15 protein-coding genes and 2 tRNA genes are annotated in these 16,207 nt (G+C 64.1%); 6 read left to right on the top strand and 11 right to left on the bottom strand.

The annotated features are described in order from the left end of the window. Positions 1-33: 33 nt before the first annotated feature. Positions 34-1,347, top strand: coding sequence for a phosphate regulon sensor histidine kinase PhoR (gene phoR / locus ABQJ48_RS04945; RefSeq protein WP_367836379.1), 1,314 nt, complete (start codon positions 34-36; stop codon positions 1,345-1,347). Positions 1,348-1,446: 99 nt separating this feature from the next. On the opposite strand, the gene ppk1 is transcribed toward phoR, so the two are convergent. After that, the gene (ppk1, locus tag ABQJ48_RS04950; protein ID WP_367836380.1) at positions 1,447-3,510 is read right to left on the bottom strand and encodes a polyphosphate kinase 1; all 2,064 of its coding nucleotides are present in this window, start codon (positions 3,508-3,510) and stop codon (positions 1,447-1,449) included. Positions 3,511-3,691: 181 nt separating this feature from the next. Between ppk1 and ABQJ48_RS04955 the strand changes: the two genes are divergently transcribed. Continuing rightward, positions 3,692-5,326, top strand: a complete 1,635-nt coding sequence (locus ABQJ48_RS04955; RefSeq protein ID WP_367836382.1) for a Ppx/GppA phosphatase family protein — start codon at positions 3,692-3,694, stop codon at positions 5,324-5,326. Between the two features lie 63 nt (positions 5,327-5,389). Here the strand turns inward: ABQJ48_RS04955 and ABQJ48_RS04960 are convergent, their stop codons facing one another. From ABQJ48_RS04960 to ABQJ48_RS04980, 5 genes are all read right to left on the bottom strand, one after another. Beyond that, complete coding sequence (locus ABQJ48_RS04960) at positions 5,390-6,202, bottom strand: GNAT family N-acetyltransferase (RefSeq protein ID WP_367836383.1); 813 nt, start codon at positions 6,200-6,202, stop codon at positions 5,390-5,392. Between the two features lie 200 nt (positions 6,203-6,402). Then, entirely contained in the window at positions 6,403-6,861 is a 459-nt protein-coding gene (locus ABQJ48_RS04965; RefSeq protein WP_367836384.1) for a SixA phosphatase family protein, read from the bottom strand. A gap of 224 nt (positions 6,862-7,085) precedes the next feature. Continuing rightward, positions 7,086-7,162 (bottom strand) — tRNA-Pro (locus ABQJ48_RS04970). A gap of 95 nt (positions 7,163-7,257) precedes the next feature. Further along, on the bottom strand, positions 7,258-7,416 hold the full coding sequence (locus ABQJ48_RS04975; protein WP_367836385.1) for a DUF3309 family protein: 159 nt from the start codon (positions 7,414-7,416) through the stop codon (positions 7,258-7,260). Positions 7,417-7,964: 548 nt separating this feature from the next. Beyond that, positions 7,965-8,144, bottom strand: coding sequence for a hypothetical protein (locus tag ABQJ48_RS04980; RefSeq protein WP_367836387.1), 180 nt, complete (start codon positions 8,142-8,144; stop codon positions 7,965-7,967). A 174-nt stretch (positions 8,145-8,318) separates the two neighbouring features. On the opposite strand from ABQJ48_RS04980, the gene ABQJ48_RS04985 reads away from it, so the two are divergent. Next, positions 8,319-8,483, top strand: a complete 165-nt coding sequence (locus ABQJ48_RS04985) for a hypothetical protein (protein WP_367836542.1) — start codon at positions 8,319-8,321, stop codon at positions 8,481-8,483. A gap of 235 nt (positions 8,484-8,718) precedes the next feature. On the opposite strand, the gene ABQJ48_RS04990 is transcribed toward ABQJ48_RS04985, so the two are convergent. Together ABQJ48_RS04990 and ABQJ48_RS04995 are read right to left on the bottom strand one after the other, a co-directional pair. Next, the gene (locus ABQJ48_RS04990) at positions 8,719-10,092 is read right to left on the bottom strand and encodes an MATE family efflux transporter (RefSeq protein WP_367836388.1); all 1,374 of its coding nucleotides are present in this window, start codon (positions 10,090-10,092) and stop codon (positions 8,719-8,721) included. Then, entirely contained in the window at positions 10,089-10,397 is a 309-nt protein-coding gene (locus tag ABQJ48_RS04995) for a DUF2288 domain-containing protein (protein WP_367836389.1), read from the bottom strand. Before ABQJ48_RS04995 ends, ABQJ48_RS04990 begins: the two co-directional genes overlap by 4 nt. Before the next feature lie 109 nt (positions 10,398-10,506). Here ABQJ48_RS04995 and ABQJ48_RS05000 point away from each other — a divergent pair, with 109 nt between their 5' ends. Further along, positions 10,507-11,253 carry a pentapeptide repeat-containing protein gene (locus ABQJ48_RS05000; protein WP_367836390.1) on the top strand — a complete coding sequence of 249 codons (747 nt, stop codon included), beginning with the start codon at positions 10,507-10,509 and terminating at the stop codon, positions 11,251-11,253. Positions 11,254-12,099: 846 nt separating this feature from the next. Here the strand turns inward: ABQJ48_RS05000 and ABQJ48_RS05005 are convergent. The 3 genes from ABQJ48_RS05005 to ABQJ48_RS05015 form a co-directional block, all read right to left on the bottom strand. Continuing rightward, a complete protein-coding gene (locus ABQJ48_RS05005) occupies positions 12,100-12,426 on the bottom strand; it encodes a hypothetical protein (protein ID WP_367836391.1) in 327 nt (108 codons plus the stop codon). A gap of 74 nt (positions 12,427-12,500) precedes the next feature. Beyond that, positions 12,501-13,211, bottom strand: coding sequence for a peptidoglycan DD-metalloendopeptidase family protein (locus tag ABQJ48_RS05010; protein ID WP_367836392.1), 711 nt, complete (start codon positions 13,209-13,211; stop codon positions 12,501-12,503). 212 nt (positions 13,212-13,423) lie between these two features. Then, positions 13,424-14,335 carry an aldose epimerase family protein gene (locus tag ABQJ48_RS05015; protein WP_367836393.1) on the bottom strand — a complete coding sequence of 304 codons (912 nt, stop codon included), beginning with the start codon at positions 14,333-14,335 and terminating at the stop codon, positions 13,424-13,426. 622 nt (positions 14,336-14,957) lie between these two features. Here ABQJ48_RS05015 and ABQJ48_RS05020 point away from each other — a divergent pair. Both ABQJ48_RS05020 and ABQJ48_RS05025 read left to right on the top strand, forming a co-directional pair. Continuing rightward, positions 14,958-15,788, top strand: coding sequence for an undecaprenyl-diphosphate phosphatase (locus ABQJ48_RS05020; RefSeq protein WP_367836394.1), 831 nt, complete (start codon positions 14,958-14,960; stop codon positions 15,786-15,788). A 305-nt stretch (positions 15,789-16,093) separates the two neighbouring features. Next, positions 16,094-16,167, top strand: a tRNA-Arg gene (locus ABQJ48_RS05025). Positions 16,168-16,207: the final 40 nt, after the last annotated feature.

Below are 16,207 nucleotides of genomic sequence, written 5' to 3' on the forward strand. Positions count from 1 at the left end.
GGCACATCGGCTTTTCTCTTCGATCGCTAGACCATGAACATCATCTGGGCGCGCTACATCGTGTCGGTCGTGCTGCTCGCTGTTGCCTGCGTAGTGATCGGCGCACTGGTGAATGTCAAGGCCGCACTCGGTCTCGCGATCGTCATGCTGCTTGCGCAGAGCCTGTTCAGCACCTTTCACAAACAGCGGCTGTGGCGTTTGCTCGACGCGCCGGTGTACGGCGAAGTGCCGAGCGCGCCGGGCATCTGGGGCGAAATCTACTACCGTCTGCACAAGCTCGCGAAGCGCTGGCACGCGCAGGTGCGCCAGGTCGAGCAGCAGCACTCGCGTTTCATTCAGGCGATCCAGGCGTCGCCCAACGGCGTCGCGATGCTCGACGACCACGATCAGATCGAGTGGTGCAACGCTATTTCCGAGAGCCACTTCGGTCTCGACGCGAAGCGCGACCTGCGCCAGCACATCACCCATCTGGTGCGTCATCCCAACTTCATCCGCTACCTGAACTCGCACCGCTACGAGGAAATGCTGATCATGCGCGGCATGGGCGAGAAGCGCCAAAACGTGCTGTCGGTGCAGGTGTTTCCTTATGGCGAGAATCGCAAGCTGGTGTTGTCGCAAGACATTACCGAGCTGGAGCGCACCGACGCGATGCGGCGCGACTTTGTCGCCAACGTCTCACATGAGCTGAAGACGCCGCTCACCGTGCTCTCCGGTTTTCTGGAGACGATGCGCGAGTTGCCGCTGGGCGAGCGCGAGCGCACGCGCTATCTCGAACTGATGGAGCAGCAGGCGTCGCGCATGCGCCATATCGTCAACGATCTGCTCGTGCTCGCGAAGCTCGAGGGCGACAACAAGCCGCCGAGCGATCAGATGATCGACATGCGCGCGGTGTTGCGGCACTTGCGCGACGACGCGCAGAGCCTGTCGAGCGACCATCACGAGATCATGTTCGACGTGGACGAAGGACTGACGGTGACCGGTGTCGAAACGGAGGTGCTCAGCGCGCTCGGCAATCTGGTGACGAACGCGATCCGCTATACGCCCGACGGTGGCGCCATCAAGGTAAGCTGGCAGGCGCAAGGCGCGCAGGCGGTCTTCAGCGTCACGGATAGCGGTCTGGGCATTCCCGCCGCGGATATCCCGCGGCTCACTGAGCGCTTCTATCGTGTGGATCGCAGCCGTTCGCGCGACACCGGCGGCACGGGTCTCGGTCTGGCGATCGTCAAGCACGTGCTGCAGCGGCACGATGCGCAGCTAGACGTGAAGAGCGAAGAGGGACGCGGCAGCACGTTCACCGTGCGCTTTCCGGTGTATCGCACCGCGCGGCGGCAACCGGCGCCGGTTTGACGAAAACTCGATAAAAGCATCGGCATGAAAAAACCGCCTGAAAAAAGGCGGTTTGTCTTGCGTTGCGAAGGCTCGCCAATACGGCGAGCCGCGTCGGCTTCACGGACAGAACTTCCCAAGCAGACTGATCTGCGCATTGCGCGACGACTTGCCCGGCCGCCGCCGGCGATAGTGACCGTCGCTTTGCATCAGCCACGCCGACTGATTGTCGCCGAGGAACGCCGACAGTCCCTCGGCGATCACCCGCCGTTTCAGGTGCCGGTTGTTGATCGGGAACGCGACTTCCACGCGCCGGAAGAAATTGCGGTCCATCCAGTCGGCGCTGGACAGATAGACTTGCTCCTTGCCGCCGTCGTAGAAGTAGAAGATGCGATGGTGTTCGAGAAAGCGCCCGACAATCGAGCGCACCGTGATGTTCTCCGACAACCCCGGCACGCCAGGCTGCAGCGAACACACGCCGCGCACGATCAGATCAATCTTCACCCCCGCCTGCGATGCTTCGTACAACTCAGCAATCACCGTCGGTTCGAGCAGCGCGTTCATCTTCGCGACGATGCGCGCCTTGTTGCCGGCACGCGCGTGCTCGGCTTCGGCGCGAATCGCGTCGACCAGTTTGGGGTGCAGCGTGAAAGGCGACTGCCACAACTCATGCAGCCGCAATTCGCCGCCGATGCCGGTCAGTTGCTGGAATACGTGGTGCACGTCTTCGCAGATTCGCTGGTCGGCGGTTATCAGACCGAAGTCGGTATAAAGACGCGCGGTGCGCGGATGATAGTTGCCGGTGCCCAGATGCGCGTAGCGCTTGAGCGTGGTCTTGCCGGCTTGCGACACGCGCCGCACGATCAGCATCATCTTGGCGTGGCACTTGTGGCCCACTACCCCGTACACGACGTGCGCGCCGACTGCTTCGAGTTGCGACGCCCAGTTGATGTTGGTTTCCTCGTCGAAGCGCGCCAGCAACTCGACCACCACCGTGACTTCCTTGCCGTTGCGCGCGGCCTGCATGAGCGCGTCCATCAGCGGCGAGTCGGTGCCGGTGCGGTAGATGGTCTGCTTGATCGCCATCACGTTCGGGTCTTTGGCCGCCTGCAGCAGCAGTTCGAGCACCGGCTGAAAGCTCTCGTAGGGGTGGTGCAGCAGCACGTCGCCCTGATCGATCACGTCGAACATGCTGGTGCTGTTGGCGATGCGCGTCGGGGTGGCGGGAATGTGCGGCACGAACTTCAGTTCCGGCCGGTCCACCATCTCGGGCAATTGCATCAGCCGCACCAGATTCACGGGGCCGTTCGCGTAGTAGCAGTCCTTATCGGACAGGCTGCTTTCGTCGAGCAGACGCCGCACCACATGCGCGGGCGTTTCCGCCGACACTTCGAGCCGCACCGCATTACCCAGATGCCGGGCCGGCAATTCGCCCTGCAGCGCGACGCGCAGATTGGTGATCTCGTCCTCGTCGACGAACAGTTCGCTATTGCGCGTGATACGAAACTGATTGCAGCTGCGCACCACCAGGTTCGGAAACAGCTCGCCGACAAAGCGTTGCAGAAGCGAGCTGAGGAGCACGAAGCCATGCGGATAGCCCGACAGGTCCTGCGGCATGCGCACGAGCCGTGGCAGCGCGCGCGGCGCCTGCACGATGCCCATCATTGCCTGGCGGCCGAACGCGTCCTTGCCTTCGAGTTCGACGACGAAGTTCAGGCTCTTGTTGAGCACGCGCGGAAACGGATGCGCGGGATCGAGTCCGATCGGCGTGAGCACCGGCAGCAGTTCGTCGAAGAAGTAGTCGCGCGCCCATTCGGTCTGCGCTTCGTTCCACGCCTCGGTGCCGTGAAAATAGATGCCTTCCGCTTCGAGAGCGCTCAGCACGGTATCGTGCAGCATCGTGTACTGGCGATGCACGAGCTTCTGCGCGCGCTCGACCACGAGGTCATACACATGCTGCAGCGACATGCCGTCGGGCGACAGCGCGCCCGGATTGTCGCGCATCTGTTCCTGCAATCCGGCCATGCGGACTTCGAAGAATTCGTCGAGATTGCTACTGGTGATGCAGATGAAGCGCAGGCGTTCGAGCAAAGGCACGGCGGGGTCGGCAGCTTGTGCCAACACACGCTCGTTGAAACCCAGGATGCCCAGTTCGCGATTCAATAAGGGATAGCGGATGGACATCGGCAGCGAGAATGATATGTTGGGAAGAGAGGCGGAAAGACGCTCGGAAATTCTCACAGTATGATGACGTTGTTATGGCATTCTCGATGGTTTAAATTCTACGCTGTATTCGCCCGGTGTCGTCAACATGACGCAATGCTTATGGGACGCTAGCGCAAACCCATCGTTGCGAGGTGACATCATGAGCTCCGGTACGCTTAGAATGGCGTCTTTGAGCAGCGCGGCCGGTCATGAGGCGCCCAGAGCAGCGGGCCGACCCGCAGCCGCCGCCACCGCGCTAGCGCGCATGGAGTCCGCTTACCCGATGGTCAATACGCCCCAACTTCTCGCTGCCGTGGATCTCGGTTCGAACAGCTTCCGGCTGATCGTCGGCCGGGTGGAGGAAACCGACGCGGGCAGCCAGATCTACCAGGTCGACGCATTGCGCGAGCCGGTGCGCCTTGCTGCCGGTCTGTCGCGCGACAAGATGCTCGATCGCGCGTCGCAGGTGCGTGGCTGGGACGCGCTCAAGCGCTTCGGCGAACGGCTGCGCGACTTTCACCCCGATCACGTTCGCGCGGTCGCCACCAACACGCTGCGCATCGCCAAGAACGCCAGTGAATTTCTCGGCGAGGCGCAGGCCGCGCTCGGCTTCCCCATCGAAGTGATCGCCGGGCGCGAGGAAGCGCGCCTGATCTATGCGGGCGCTGCGCACTCGGTGCCGGCGCACGCCGGCAAGCGGCTGGTGGTCGACATCGGCGGTGGCTCGACGGAATTCATCATCGGTTCGCACTACACGCCGATCAAGATGGAGAGTCTGTATATCGGCTGCGTGAGTCATAGCCGCGGTTTTTTCCCCGCCGGCAACGTCGACGAATACACGATGCGCCAGGCCGAACTCGCCGCCGGCCGCGAAATCCAGATCATTTCCGCCGACTACAGGAAGACGGGCTGGGAACAGGCAATCGGCTCGTCGGGCACGGCGCGTGCATTAGCCGAGCTGGTGGAGGCGAACAACTTCAATGACCCGGGCGTGACGCATGGCATTTCGCGCGGCGGGCTGGAGCGGCTCAAGCGCGCGTTGATCAAGGCGGAGAACGTCAACCGGCTGAAGCTGGTCGCGTTGAAGGCCGACCGCATTCCGGTGCTGGCCGGCGGCCTGTCGATCATGATCGCGGTGTTCGACGAACTGGGCGTCGATTACGTCGACACGACGGACGGCGCATTGCGCCTCGGCGTGATGTACGACCTGCTCGGCCGTTCGCAGCATGAAGACATGCGCACGGTCACGGTGGAAGGCTTCATGCGCCGCTATGGCGTAGATCGCGCACAGGCTGCGCGAATCGGTGAGCTGTCGGTGAGCTTCTACAATCAGTTCGCCGAGCCCGACGAAGAACGCCGCGTGGAAAACCGCACGTTCATCGGCTGGGCGGCGGCCCTGCATGAGATCGGGCTGTCCATTTCGCACAGTGCCTATCACAAGCATTCGGCCTACATCGCCAGCAACGCGGACATGCCTGGCTTTTCGCGCACCGACCAGGCGCGCCTCGCGGCGCTGGTGCTCGGTCATGCGGGTAAGCTCGGCAAGCTGTCGCAAACTCGGGAAGTGGAGTGGCCCTTGCTATTCTGTCTGCGGCTCGCGGCGCTGCTGTGCCGCCGCCGTGCGGATGTCGGCTTGCCAGGCATCATGGTCGCGCAGGCCAACGGCGGCTACGAGGTGCGCTTGCCGAACGAATGGGTAACCAATAATCCGTTGACCGATTACAGTCTGATTCAGGAAGCGGCGGAATGGGAGAAGGTTGGCATTCCGTATCGTGTCGTTTATACGGACGACTGATATGCGCCCGTTCGCCATGCCCGCCTGAACGGATGAGGCAAACGCCCATCGTGCCCTGTGCGTTCAGCGCGGCAACGCATCGCCCAGAAAGTGACGGGCATAGCGTGCATTGATATCGGACAGACGCAACAGCGTGAGAAAGTCGGCGGTATTGAAGTCGGGGTCCCATGCCGGCGCGCCACAAATCTTCGCGCCCAGTCGTAGATAACCCTTCACGAGCGGCGGCGGCGCGACGGTGGCGCCCGTCTGCAATTCATCGACCGGCAGCGGGGTGTGCGCGAACGCGCGATACTCCGGCGCGGTCAGCGCGTTCTCGCGCAGCGAGCAATACAGATTCGCCGCATAGTGGCCGCCGTCCACCATCCCGACGCTCGCGCAGCCGAGCATCGTCTCATAGCCGTTGTGCTTCATGTACGCGGCGAGCCCGGCCCACAGCGACATGATCACCGACCCGCTGCGATAGTCCGGATGCACACACGAGCGGCCCACTTCGACCATCCTGGCGCGCAGGTGCGTGAGACGCGACACGTCGAATTCGCTTTCCGCATACAGCCGGCCGATGCGCACGGCCTGATGCGGCGGCAATGCGCGATACGTGCCGACCACTTTCAGCGTGTCGAGATCGCGCACTAGCAGATGATCGCAGTAGGCATCGAATGCATCGACATCCAGACCGGCGGGGCCCGCCAGACGCGCGCCCATTTCGTCGGCGAACACGCGGTAGCGCAGACGCTGCGCTTCGCGCAGTTCGTCGTCGGTGCGCGCCCAGCTGACCTGCAGGCGATGCAGCGCGGTGGCCGTTTCCTCGGCGCGCGGCAGGCGGCGCGTATCGAAGATCGAAGCGAGGGGCAAGGTGGGCGTCGGCAGTTCTCGCATTGGGGTCCTGATCGAAAAAAGGGGGAATCTTTTTTCGCCAATGTAGTAACGCCGGGTGACGCTCGCATGGCAAAGCCGTGACGATTGGATGACTACCCGTAAGTCGCGGGCACGCGAATTGTAAGGGGTAGCAGCGGTCGCGCGAATGGAGTATTCGCGCGACCGGTGACGGGGGCCTGGGGATTTTCAGGCGCCTCGCTTCAGACGAGATCGGGCGTGATCGCCGCGCGCAACACGGCCTGTTCGCTGCCGTCGCGTTCGCGGCTCGCAATCCACCAGACACCGGCTTTCTTCAACGGCCAACTGGCCCAGCTGTTGCCCAGCAACTGCGCGGCGACGTGGCCGAGCGTCGGTTGATGACCGACGATTACCACTGTCTGCGCGATACCACTGGGCCAGCCGGCCGCCGCGAGCACGTCGGCCGCGCTCGCGTTGGGCGCGAGTTCGCGTACCACGCGATACTGGTCGCTCAGCGTTTCAGCGGTCTGGATGGTGCGCGCGGCCGGGCTTGCGAGTACGACGGCGTCGGCCGGCAGGCGCGTGCGCAGCCACTTCGCGACGCTTTGGGCCTGCTTGCGGCCGCGCGTCGTGAGCGCGCGGGCGAGGTCGCCCGCGGCGAAATCTTCGGCTTCGGCGTGACGCCAGAGAATCAGATCCATGCTTGCCTCCTTGACTCTGGTTGCCGCGGATGAGCTGCGCGGGTCTTTGCCCACTGTGGCATGCGGGCAGGTAGTTCGCAACCGAAGGGTTCGGGGAGCCGAGCGGCGGCTCGGCGGTCAACCGTGCAGTGGACGACGCACCTGAACGACGCACATCGAAGGCCCAGGCAAAAAGCAAAAAACCCGCGAAGCTGCAGAGCTACGCGGGTTTCGTATTGCTTTCGTGGTCGGAGCGAAAGGATTCGAACCTTCGACCCTCTGATCCCAAATCAGATGCGCTACCAGGCTGCGCTACGCTCCGACGAAGCCGCGATTCTACGGGGTAGTGCACCTGAGCGTCAACCACGAATTGCGCCCGTGTGAAAAACAGCCTCGACTCAGGCCTACAACAGCGCGCTAGATGCGTCCCATCAGCAGCAACACGATCACGATGATCAGTACGACGCCGATCGCGCCGGTTGGCCGATAGCCCCAGCCGCTGCTGTACGGCCAGCTCGGCAACGCGCCGATCAGCAGCAGGATGAGCACGATAAGCAGTATGGTTCCGACGGTCATTGGAGTTCTCCCTGTCTGGCCCCGGGGATGGCTGGGCCGCATTGCTGGTTCGGCGCGTGGGCGCCGGGACAATGGGTGCGCACGATGCGCGCCTCGCAGGAGGATAGTGAGCAATCCCTGTGCCTGTGCGCCCGCCGGGGACCAGCGCAACGTGGCGCACCCGCGCGCATCTTGCGCAGGCCGCGAAACGCATGGAAAGCGTGACGAAGGTGAAGAAGGCTTGCGCCGGTCGTCGGTATCGCTGACGTCAGTGTGTAGAAGAACGGCCGCCGCCCGGAGCGCGGCGTGGCAGCCAGCGGTTGGGATGGGCAAGTGACAGTCGGCCACCGCGAGCGGGTGCCGCAGCGATTCTCGGCGCGCATCGGCTCACGCACCGCCGTGCGCCGTCGCGGCCAAACGAGCCCCGGCCCGCTACTGTGCGGGAGACGCTAACGGTCCATCCGGTCCGCCGCATAGCGAGAGCGCTTTGGCAACGCCTCGCGCCGCGGATCACTCAGCCCATCGCTTGCGAACATGCAAGCGCACAAGCTAGCCGTGCTCTTTGCCGACTAGTGCCGCGGGCGCCGCCAATGCGGCATATGCAGATGCTGTTGGCTCATCCAGTGATGCATCATCCCTTCGCCACCGTGTTCGCGCCGGTACGTTTTCGACTCGAAAATCGACAGGGCGATCAGCACGAGCAGACCTATTGCAAGTCCGACCAGACCCGCGATCGTTTCAGCGTCCATGGCAGTCTCCTATCACTTACGACCGTGATCTTATAGTAGGACACACATCGCGAAATGGCAGGGTTTGGCGGCGCGCGGCGACGTCGCGGATCACGCTTTGCAGGTAGACTCTCGGCGCTCAGGTTGCCGAGGATCGTTTCCCGGCTACCGTTACTTTTCTGTCCCGAGAGACGAATGTCCATGATTCGCGTTTCGATGATTGCATTGCTGCTGTTTGCCGGCCTGGCCGGATGCGCGGACAATCCGTCCGGCCATCACCGCAAGCCGCCGCAAGATCCCGCCGACTATCACGGCGTGCCGACCGACACGATGCCACCGTCGATGGTGCCTGCGCCCTGACGAGCGCCAGGCGACCAAGCGAAGCGGCGCAGAGGGCAAGAGCGAAGGAGAAAGGCCCAGCACCGGCGCTGGGACACGGGCGCTGCTGACTCACGCTGACTGTCCCCGCCGCGAGCGCGGGCGGACGTCGTTGCAAAGCGAGCGTCGCGGGCGAGGCGCGCATTTCGAGCCGCCACAGCGTGGCGCGCAACGAGGGCAGCGCAGCATCGTCGCGCCAACGGTGCGCCTCTTTACGTCAGGGGCAAAGCTCAGGCGTTCGCGCCGCGACTGCGCGTGCCACCCGCGGCAAATACGGCGCGAGCGTGACGCCGCGGGCGGCCATGAAAATCAGCATGGCGGCCCACAGGCCGTGATTACCGTGCAGCGCCAGCAATGCGGACGATACGCCCACGAACACTGTCAGCGACGCGATCATCGACACCATCAATTCACGCGTGCGCGTCGCGCCGATGAAAACACCGTCGAGCAGAAAGCCCCACACTGAAATCACCGGCGATAGCGCGGCCCACGGGAGATATGTCTGTGCCGCGACGCGCAGGGCGGGCTGGTCGGTCAAACGATCGACGATCCACGCGCCCGCGCCCCAGTACACGAGCGCGAAGCCGAGCGCGCCGAGCGCGGACCACAGCGCCGTGACTTTCACCGCCTGCGCGAACGCATGCCTGTCGCGCGCGCCGATCGCCGCGCCGACCAGCGCCTCGGCGGCGTGCGCGAAGCCGTCGAGCCCATAGGCCATGAACGTCTGGAAATTGAGCAGCAGTGCATTCGCGGCAAGCGTCGCATCGCCTTGCCGCGCGCCCAGGTGGGCGAACCAGCCGAACGACGACAGCAGGCACAGCGTGCGCACGAAGATGTCGCGATTGAGCCCGACCAGACGCTTGAGCGCAGCGGTGTCGCACAACGCGGCGCGCGTCAGCGCGGGCAGGCCGTGCGGCCTGCCGTGCCATAGCAGCGCGGCGCCGAGCATGAAGCCGAGCGCGTCGGCGGTGGCCGTGGCCGCGCCGATGCCAGCCACGCCCCAGTCGAACAGATAGACGTAAAGCAGCACGGCGACGATGTTCACGCTGTTGATGAATACCTGCGAGAGCAGCGCGAGCCGCACGCGCTGCGTGCCGAGCAGCCAGCCGAGCACTACGTAGTTGGCGAGCGCAAGCGGCGCGGCCCAGATGCGCGCGTGGCAGTAAATGCGCGCCTGCCGCTGCACTGCGTCGCTGCCACCGATCGCGTGCAGCGCGTAATCGATCAGCGGCAGTTGCAGCGCCAGCACTGCCGCGCCAATCGCACCCGCCATCAGCAGCGCGCGGATCATCGTATTGCGCACCTGCGCGTCGTCCCCCGCGCCGTGGGCCTGCGCGACGAGCCCCGTCGTGCCCATGCGCAGGAAGCCGAAACCCCAGAACACGAAGTTGAAGAACAGTCCGCCCAGCGCGACGCCGCCTAGGTAAGACGCGCTGTCCAGATGACCGGCGACGGCCGTGTCGACCGCGCCGAGTATCGGCTGCGTCAGATTGGCGAGGACGATCGGGAACGCCAGCCCAAGCACCCGCCGGTGCCAGCGCACCGGTACGGCGGACGCCGGCGCATCGGCGCCGCGCGCCGCGTCGCTCAAGTGCGTTCCTGCACGCACACCCACGGCGACACGACCACCGCCCAGAGGTCGGGGTCGCGCGCGGCGAAATCCGCCGCCGTTTCGGCCTGCACGCGCTCGACCAGCCCGGCGGACAGCCATTGCGTGACCTGGCTCGTATCGTCGCTGGCGATGGCTTCGGCGACGCTCACCAGGTCGAGGTCGCGCGCGACGCGCAGCAGCATGCCGCGCGCAAAAAAACGTTCGAGTTCGGTCCAGCCGATTTTGGCGGTCTCGCCGAGCAGCTTCGCGTATAGCGGACTTTGGGGGGCGTCGTGGGAAGTCATGGTGAGCGGGGGGCGAACGGGGCCGTTACTATAAACCATCGGCGCGAGCCGGCATGGCAGCGCGCATTCCGGTCCGCTTGGGGCCTTCTCAAACGGATTCTGAACCTCGATGTCACTGGATTCAACGGCGCCGTCCGCGGCCCCCGCGGCCCCCGCCGGCGGCGCGGTGCGCGGCGCCACATTGACGCGCTCGTCGGTGGAGCGCCTGATCGCGGCGCGGCATGCGGGCGAGGACCCCAACCACGCGCCGCTGCATTTCACCGACTGCGATTTCGAGGGCGCCGATCTGTCGCGCCTCGATCTGCGCGGGGTCGAGTTCGAGCGCTGCACCCTCGCCGAGACTTCGTTTTTCGGCGCGGCGCTCGCCCACACGCGTTGGGTCCGTTGCCGCGGCCGGGAGGCGGATTTCGCATCGGCCGATCTGGTCGACGCCGAGTTTCAGTCGAGCGACCTGAACAACACCAGCTGGCGGCGCGCGAAACTGGCCTCGGCGTCGTTCCGTGGCTGCAAGCTGACCGGCGCGAACTTCGAGGCCTGCGCGGCGCTGGGCCTGAGCTTCGTCGAAACGCTGCTGGTTGGCGCGCATCTGCGAGGGCTGTCGTTTCGCAAAGCCACGTTGCAGCAACTGGATTTCTCCGACGCCGACCTCGCCGGGGTCGATTTCCGCGAAGCGGTGTTCGAGGGTGGCAGTCTGAAGGATGCGCACCTGAAGGGCGCGCGTTTCGACGGTGCGGATCTGCGCGACGCCGATTTGAGCGGCGTGCGGCTAGTCGATGCAGCGCTGTTCAAGGGCGCGACGATTTCGCATCAGCAGGCCGCCGTGCTGATTACGGAACTGGGCTTACGGGTGAGGTAAATCGCAAACCGGACGCCCGTTGCCCGCGTTTTGCGATCCGGCTGGCGCGAATCTCGTGCTGCGTTTATGGGCTCACCTGCGGTCGAGTCTTCATGATTTCGGGAAAAGCGTAATTCGAATTCGTGCGCACAATTTGTCGGTTGTTTGATAACATCATTATTATTACGCCGTTCGCGAATCTTCGCGTCTTTGAAGGTGGCTGATTAATGGGCAGTTAAATAAAAATCGATAGTCGCTTTCGTGCGCTGGCGCACGAAGTTTCGCGGCCCTTCAAAGCGTCGGATTTATGCTGAATCGGATAGCCGAAAACCGCCAAAAGCTTTTCCTCAGGGCATTACAGTGGGGTCGGACCAACTCGTTATGGCGCGCGGCTGTCGGGTTTAATTGAAGAGCTCGGCTGGCCGCGGTTAATGCCGTTAATAAAAATGTAAGGCACTTTCGGCCGGTTCAACTCGGACAGTTTTTTATTCACTTATTGCGGAATCGGTGCGCTTTGTCACATTGATCGCGTAATTAAGAGATTGCACTTGTAAATGCGTATTGTTAGATTTCGTTCTGGCGCATGGTGAACCGGTCCTTTGCCGATATGCGCCGAACCCCCGTTAGCCCGGCCTCGTGCCGGGCTTTTTTTCGCGGTGCGCATGCGCATGGGCCGTCGCCGGTTCTTAGGCTCGGCGACCGGTGCCGATTATCTTTTTCATTGCGCCGCACATGATCTGCTCGGCGTCTTCTTCGCGCGTGGCCCATCGCACGCTGGCTGTTCAAGTGGGCGAGGCCGCCCGCCCGAAGCGCACTGCCGACGCTGGAGGCGCCACCAGGCCGTACCGCGCGGGGTCCGGCGAGTCGCTACTGTTTGCAGCGGACCACCATCGACCGGTTCTTCACGTTCGCGCCAAAAATTCCGCCGATCGTGCCGCCCGATGTGCCGCCGTTGTCCACGTCCTTCGACACCACGTCGTAGCCGTAATTGCCGCACACTTCGCCCGCGCGTTTGTAGCACTCGGCCCAGCTCGTGCTGGCGTCGCTGCCGCTGCAGTTGATCGCGAAGCCGGTGTCGCCGCTCGGCAGGTAGGTCATCGTGGTGGTGCTGGAGCAGCCGCCCAGGCCGCCGAGCGTCAGTATGCCAAGACCGATCGCCGCAGCTGTCGCGACGCATGCAAGTGCGCTCTTCATTGCAAATTTCCTTACAAAGAATGGAGGGGGACAGGGCGCGAAGCCGGGTCTTCGAAACTGAGCGCCTGATGCGCCTAGCGGGGCGGCAATGCCCGCGACGGGTCGATCGAGCGGCCCTGGTAACGCAGTTCGAAATGCAGCATCACGCGGTCGGTGTCCGTGTCGCCCATCTCGGCGATTTTCTCGCCGCTTTTGACCGACTCGCCTTCTTTCACCAGCAGCACGCGATTGTGCGCGTAGGCGGTCAGATACTCGCCATTGTGCTTGAGGATCAGCAGGTTGCCGTAACCCCGCAAGCCGTTGCCCGCATAGACGACCGTGCCGGGCGCCGCCGCGACGATCGGCGTCCCCGCCGCCGCGGAGATATCGATGCCCTTCGAGTTGCCACCGTCGAAGCGCCGGAACACTGTGCCGTCGGCCGGCCATACCAGCGAGATAGTCGCAGCCGGCGCGGCCGTTGCCGCACTGTCCGCGGGCGCCGCGTGCGGCGCTGCCGCAGCGCTGCCGTTGCCGCTACTGCGCAGCGCCCCGCTCGACGATGCCGCGCCGGCCGGCGGAACGACGCGCAGCACCTGGCCGACCTCGATGCTGTCCGGATTGCTCAGGTTGTTCCAGCGCACGATGTTTTGCACCGGTTGCCGGTTGCTGCGAGCGATCTTCGACAGCGTGTCGCCCCGTTCGACCCGATAGAACCCTGGCGCCACCGGTGCGGACCCGCATGCAGCGAGCACCGCCAGCAACGACGCGCAGGCGAGTCGTTTGATCATTCTTGTCGTTTTCAGCATTGGACCTCGCAAAGCGCTGCGGCGCGCCGATCCCGTCGCGCCGCAGGTAGAGACGAAAGCGTCCGATTCTAGCGGTTTTGCCGCGCGCCCTCCAAAAACGCGGAGGAGGGGGTCGGCGAGGATGTCGGTATCGGCGGCAGCTGCGGGGCCTCGCGCGCAGACAAATTTGCCGGGAGTCGCCGCTCACCGCCGCCAGTTGAACCGCGATGCCGCTATGAGCGCGTCGGTTCGACGGTGATGCGCAATGCGGCCGTCTCGGTTTGTCCCGCATCGAGCCAGCGCAAGCCCATGCCGTTGTGGATTGCGTCGGGCAGGCCGAGCCAGGGCTCGACGCAGTAGAAGTCCGACTCGGCAGCTTCGGTCCAGGTGGTCACGGCGTACCAGGGCACCGAGCCGGGCCTTTGCAGGTCGATCGTGACGACCCGGTCCAGCCCCGGCGCGACGAGCCGAACCGGTCGGTCCGGCGTGCCGCGCAGACAATGGAAGCGGTCTTGAATGCGCGCCTCGTCGAGCGCGTAGTGGGGTTCGCCCGGTTCCGCGGCGCTGATCGAACCGTCGTCCTGCTGGTGGCGCCGTTCGGTGCGCGGCAGTTCGATCGAAGTCTCTGCGCGCTGGGTATGCGGCAGCGTGAAATAAAAGTGATGTCCCGCGTAGTAAGGCAAGCGCTCATTGCCGGTATTGCTGGTGGTGAGCGTGACTTCCAGCGTGCGCGCATCGACCAGGCTGTAGGCAGCCTGGAAACGGAAGCCGAACGGATAACCGTCGCGCGTCGCTTTGCTGTCGGTCAGGATCATGCGCAAGCCGGCGCCATGCGCGTCGGCGTGGGCGTCGAAGGGAAGGTCGCGGGCAAAGCCGTGCATCGGCAGTTCCCGAACCGTGCCGTTCGCGTCACGCCAGAAGCCGATCTTGCCGTCGACGCGATGCCGTCCGAGAAACGGGAACAGCAGCGGATTGCCGCCGCGAATCCGCGCCGGGTGGCTCCAGTCGGCATGATCGGGCCAATGGATCACCGCTTCGCCGTCGATCGTCCATGACAGCAGACGGCCGCCGGCTTGCGGCGCAAAGCGGAGCCCGGAGTTATCCTGGGCTATCTCAATGATGTCCGACTGCGAGGAGTGGGCCATGGTCGATGTGCTGAGAAGTGAGGGTAGTGAAGACGGCCGCACGGCGCCTCAGTGCGAGCCGCCGCCGGCGCAGCGCAGCGCAAACGCCGCGAGGCGCTGCGCAGGAACACGGGATTTTGCTCTGCTTTGCGCTACGGGGAAACCCTTCCCGGGAAATTGCGGGTGTCGGAAAAACACTATCTTTACCCATAATCCGTCCCGTTGCCCGGTGATTCGACTGCCGGGTCGGATCGGCCAAGGAGGCGTTATGGATCTTGCAATGACAATGGCTGTGGCTCTGTTCGGCATGTTCGCGGCCAGCACGTTCTACTTTTTTCACCAGCTCGGACGCTGACTCCGGCACTCCCTCTTGCGTTGCCGGTGCGTGATCGCGAATCTCGCGCGACCCGCAGCGATGCTAATCTTTTCAGATCCCGCATCTGCGGTTGCCAAAAGCAACTGATCCGTTTGCCGCGGCGTAACAGCGATTTTCGCTTGTGACGCGGCGCATCAATATTTACCCGAATGTGGCTCAAACGCTTGGCGCTGACATTTCAGCCCGGCATAATCGGTGCGCCTTTGATGCGCCGCTCCACCTTTGACGGCGCGCAGTTCCCGACATTTTCCTTACAAGGACCGCCGCGTGAACCTGTCGTTTCTCATTTTCCTCAGCGTGCTGCAGGGCGTCACCGAACTCTTTCCGGTGAGCAGCCTGGGCCATACGCTGCTCGTGCCCGCGCTGTTCGGCATGCACATCGACAAACATGCGCCGCAGTTGCTGCCCTTCCTCGTCGCGCTTCATCTGGGCACCGCGCTCGCGCTCCTGTGGTATTTCCGCGAACGATGGTGCGCGCTGGTGCGCGGCTTCTTCGCGTCGTTCGGCGGCCGTCGCAACGACGACGCGCACATGCTGTGGGCGCTGATCATCGGCACGATTCCGGCGGGGCTGGTCGGGCTGCTGCTCGAAAAGCGGCTCGAGCGCCTTTTCCACGATCTGCGCATCGTTGCGATCGCGCTGATCGTCAACGGCGTGCTGCTGTGGCTGGGAGATCGCCTGCAGCGCACGCGTGCGCATCAGGCGCCGGAGAAGCTGACGTTTCGCCAGGCCTTTCTGGTCGGTCTGGCGCAGGTCGGTGCGCTGATTCCGGGCTTCTCGCGCAGCGGCCTGACCATGATCGCCGGCAATGCGGCCGGCCTGACCGCGGAAAAGGCTGCCGAGTTTTCCTTTCTGCTCGGCACGCCGATCATTTTCGCGGCCGGTTTGCTCGAATTGCCGAAGCTGTTCCATGCGCCGGGCCAACTCGCGGACGCGCTGCTGGGCGGCGTGCTGACCGCGATCGCCGCGTATCTCAGCGTGCGTTTCCTGATGCGCTATTTCGAAGGGCGGGGGCGTCTGGCATCGTTCGGTTTGTACTGCGCGATTGCCGGGGTTATTTTCCTCGGCTGGTTTGCGTTGCATCCGCAGCCGGTTTGAGCGGAGTCGGTGCGTCGGCTGCCGCCGCTCGCGTGCTGGGGCGTGGAGGACGATCGGTTATAATCCGGGCCCGGCTGGGGTTGCCTAGCCGTCGTGTTGAGTGATCGCGCGAGGCCTGTGCCCGATTTGCGGGCCTTGGCTGACGCCAGCGGCGCATCGGCATTTCCGGTCCACGGCCCGGTCAGTTAGAATTTCGATAGACACGGACCCGTTGCTTGCGCGAGCACAGGTGCCCATTTCGCGGTACGCGGATTCTCATCGCGGGCGATGCGAGTTGTACTGATATTGCATCGCCTCACTTCATTACGGCAGTAGCTCAGCTGGATAGAGCATCGGCCTTCTAAGCCGAGGGTGGGGGGTTCGAGTCCCTCCTGCCGTACTTCACTTCACATCCGGTTCATGTACGCACGCCGCGCGGC

The sequence above is a fragment of the Paraburkholderia suaedae genome (genome assembly GCF_040812055.1).
GTDB lineage: Bacteria > Pseudomonadota > Gammaproteobacteria > Burkholderiales > Burkholderiaceae > Paraburkholderia.

Coding starts and splice junctions, on each gene's coding strand:
- ABQJ48_RS04960 (WP_367836383.1), bottom strand. CDS start 6,202: ATGCGAGAACTGCCGACGCCCACCTTGCCCCTCGCTTCGATCTTCGAT.
- ABQJ48_RS04980 (WP_367836387.1), bottom strand. CDS start 8,144: ATGGACGCTGAAACGATCGCGGGTCTGGTCGGACTTGCAATAGGTCTG.
- ABQJ48_RS04965 (WP_367836384.1), bottom strand. CDS start 6,861: ATGGATCTGATTCTCTGGCGTCACGCCGAAGCCGAAGATTTCGCCGCG.
- ABQJ48_RS05010 (WP_367836392.1), bottom strand. CDS start 13,211: ATGCTGAAAACGACAAGAATGATCAAACGACTCGCCTGCGCGTCGTTG.
- ABQJ48_RS04995 (WP_367836389.1), bottom strand. CDS start 10,397: ATGACTTCCCACGACGCCCCCCAAAGTCCGCTATACGCGAAGCTGCTC.
- ABQJ48_RS04985 (WP_367836542.1), top strand. CDS start 8,319: ATGTCCATGATTCGCGTTTCGATGATTGCATTGCTGCTGTTTGCCGGC.
- ABQJ48_RS04955 (WP_367836382.1), top strand. CDS start 3,692: ATGAGCTCCGGTACGCTTAGAATGGCGTCTTTGAGCAGCGCGGCCGGT.
- ABQJ48_RS04975 (WP_367836385.1), bottom strand. CDS start 7,416: ATGACCGTCGGAACCATACTGCTTATCGTGCTCATCCTGCTGCTGATC.
- ABQJ48_RS05015 (WP_367836393.1), bottom strand. CDS start 14,335: ATGGCCCACTCCTCGCAGTCGGACATCATTGAGATAGCCCAGGATAAC.
- ppk1 (WP_367836380.1), bottom strand. CDS start 3,510: ATGTCCATCCGCTATCCCTTATTGAATCGCGAACTGGGCATCCTGGGT.
- phoR (WP_367836379.1), top strand. CDS start 34: ATGAACATCATCTGGGCGCGCTACATCGTGTCGGTCGTGCTGCTCGCT.
- ABQJ48_RS05005 (WP_367836391.1), bottom strand. CDS start 12,426: ATGAAGAGCGCACTTGCATGCGTCGCGACAGCTGCGGCGATCGGTCTT.
- ABQJ48_RS05000 (WP_367836390.1), top strand. CDS start 10,507: ATGTCACTGGATTCAACGGCGCCGTCCGCGGCCCCCGCGGCCCCCGCC.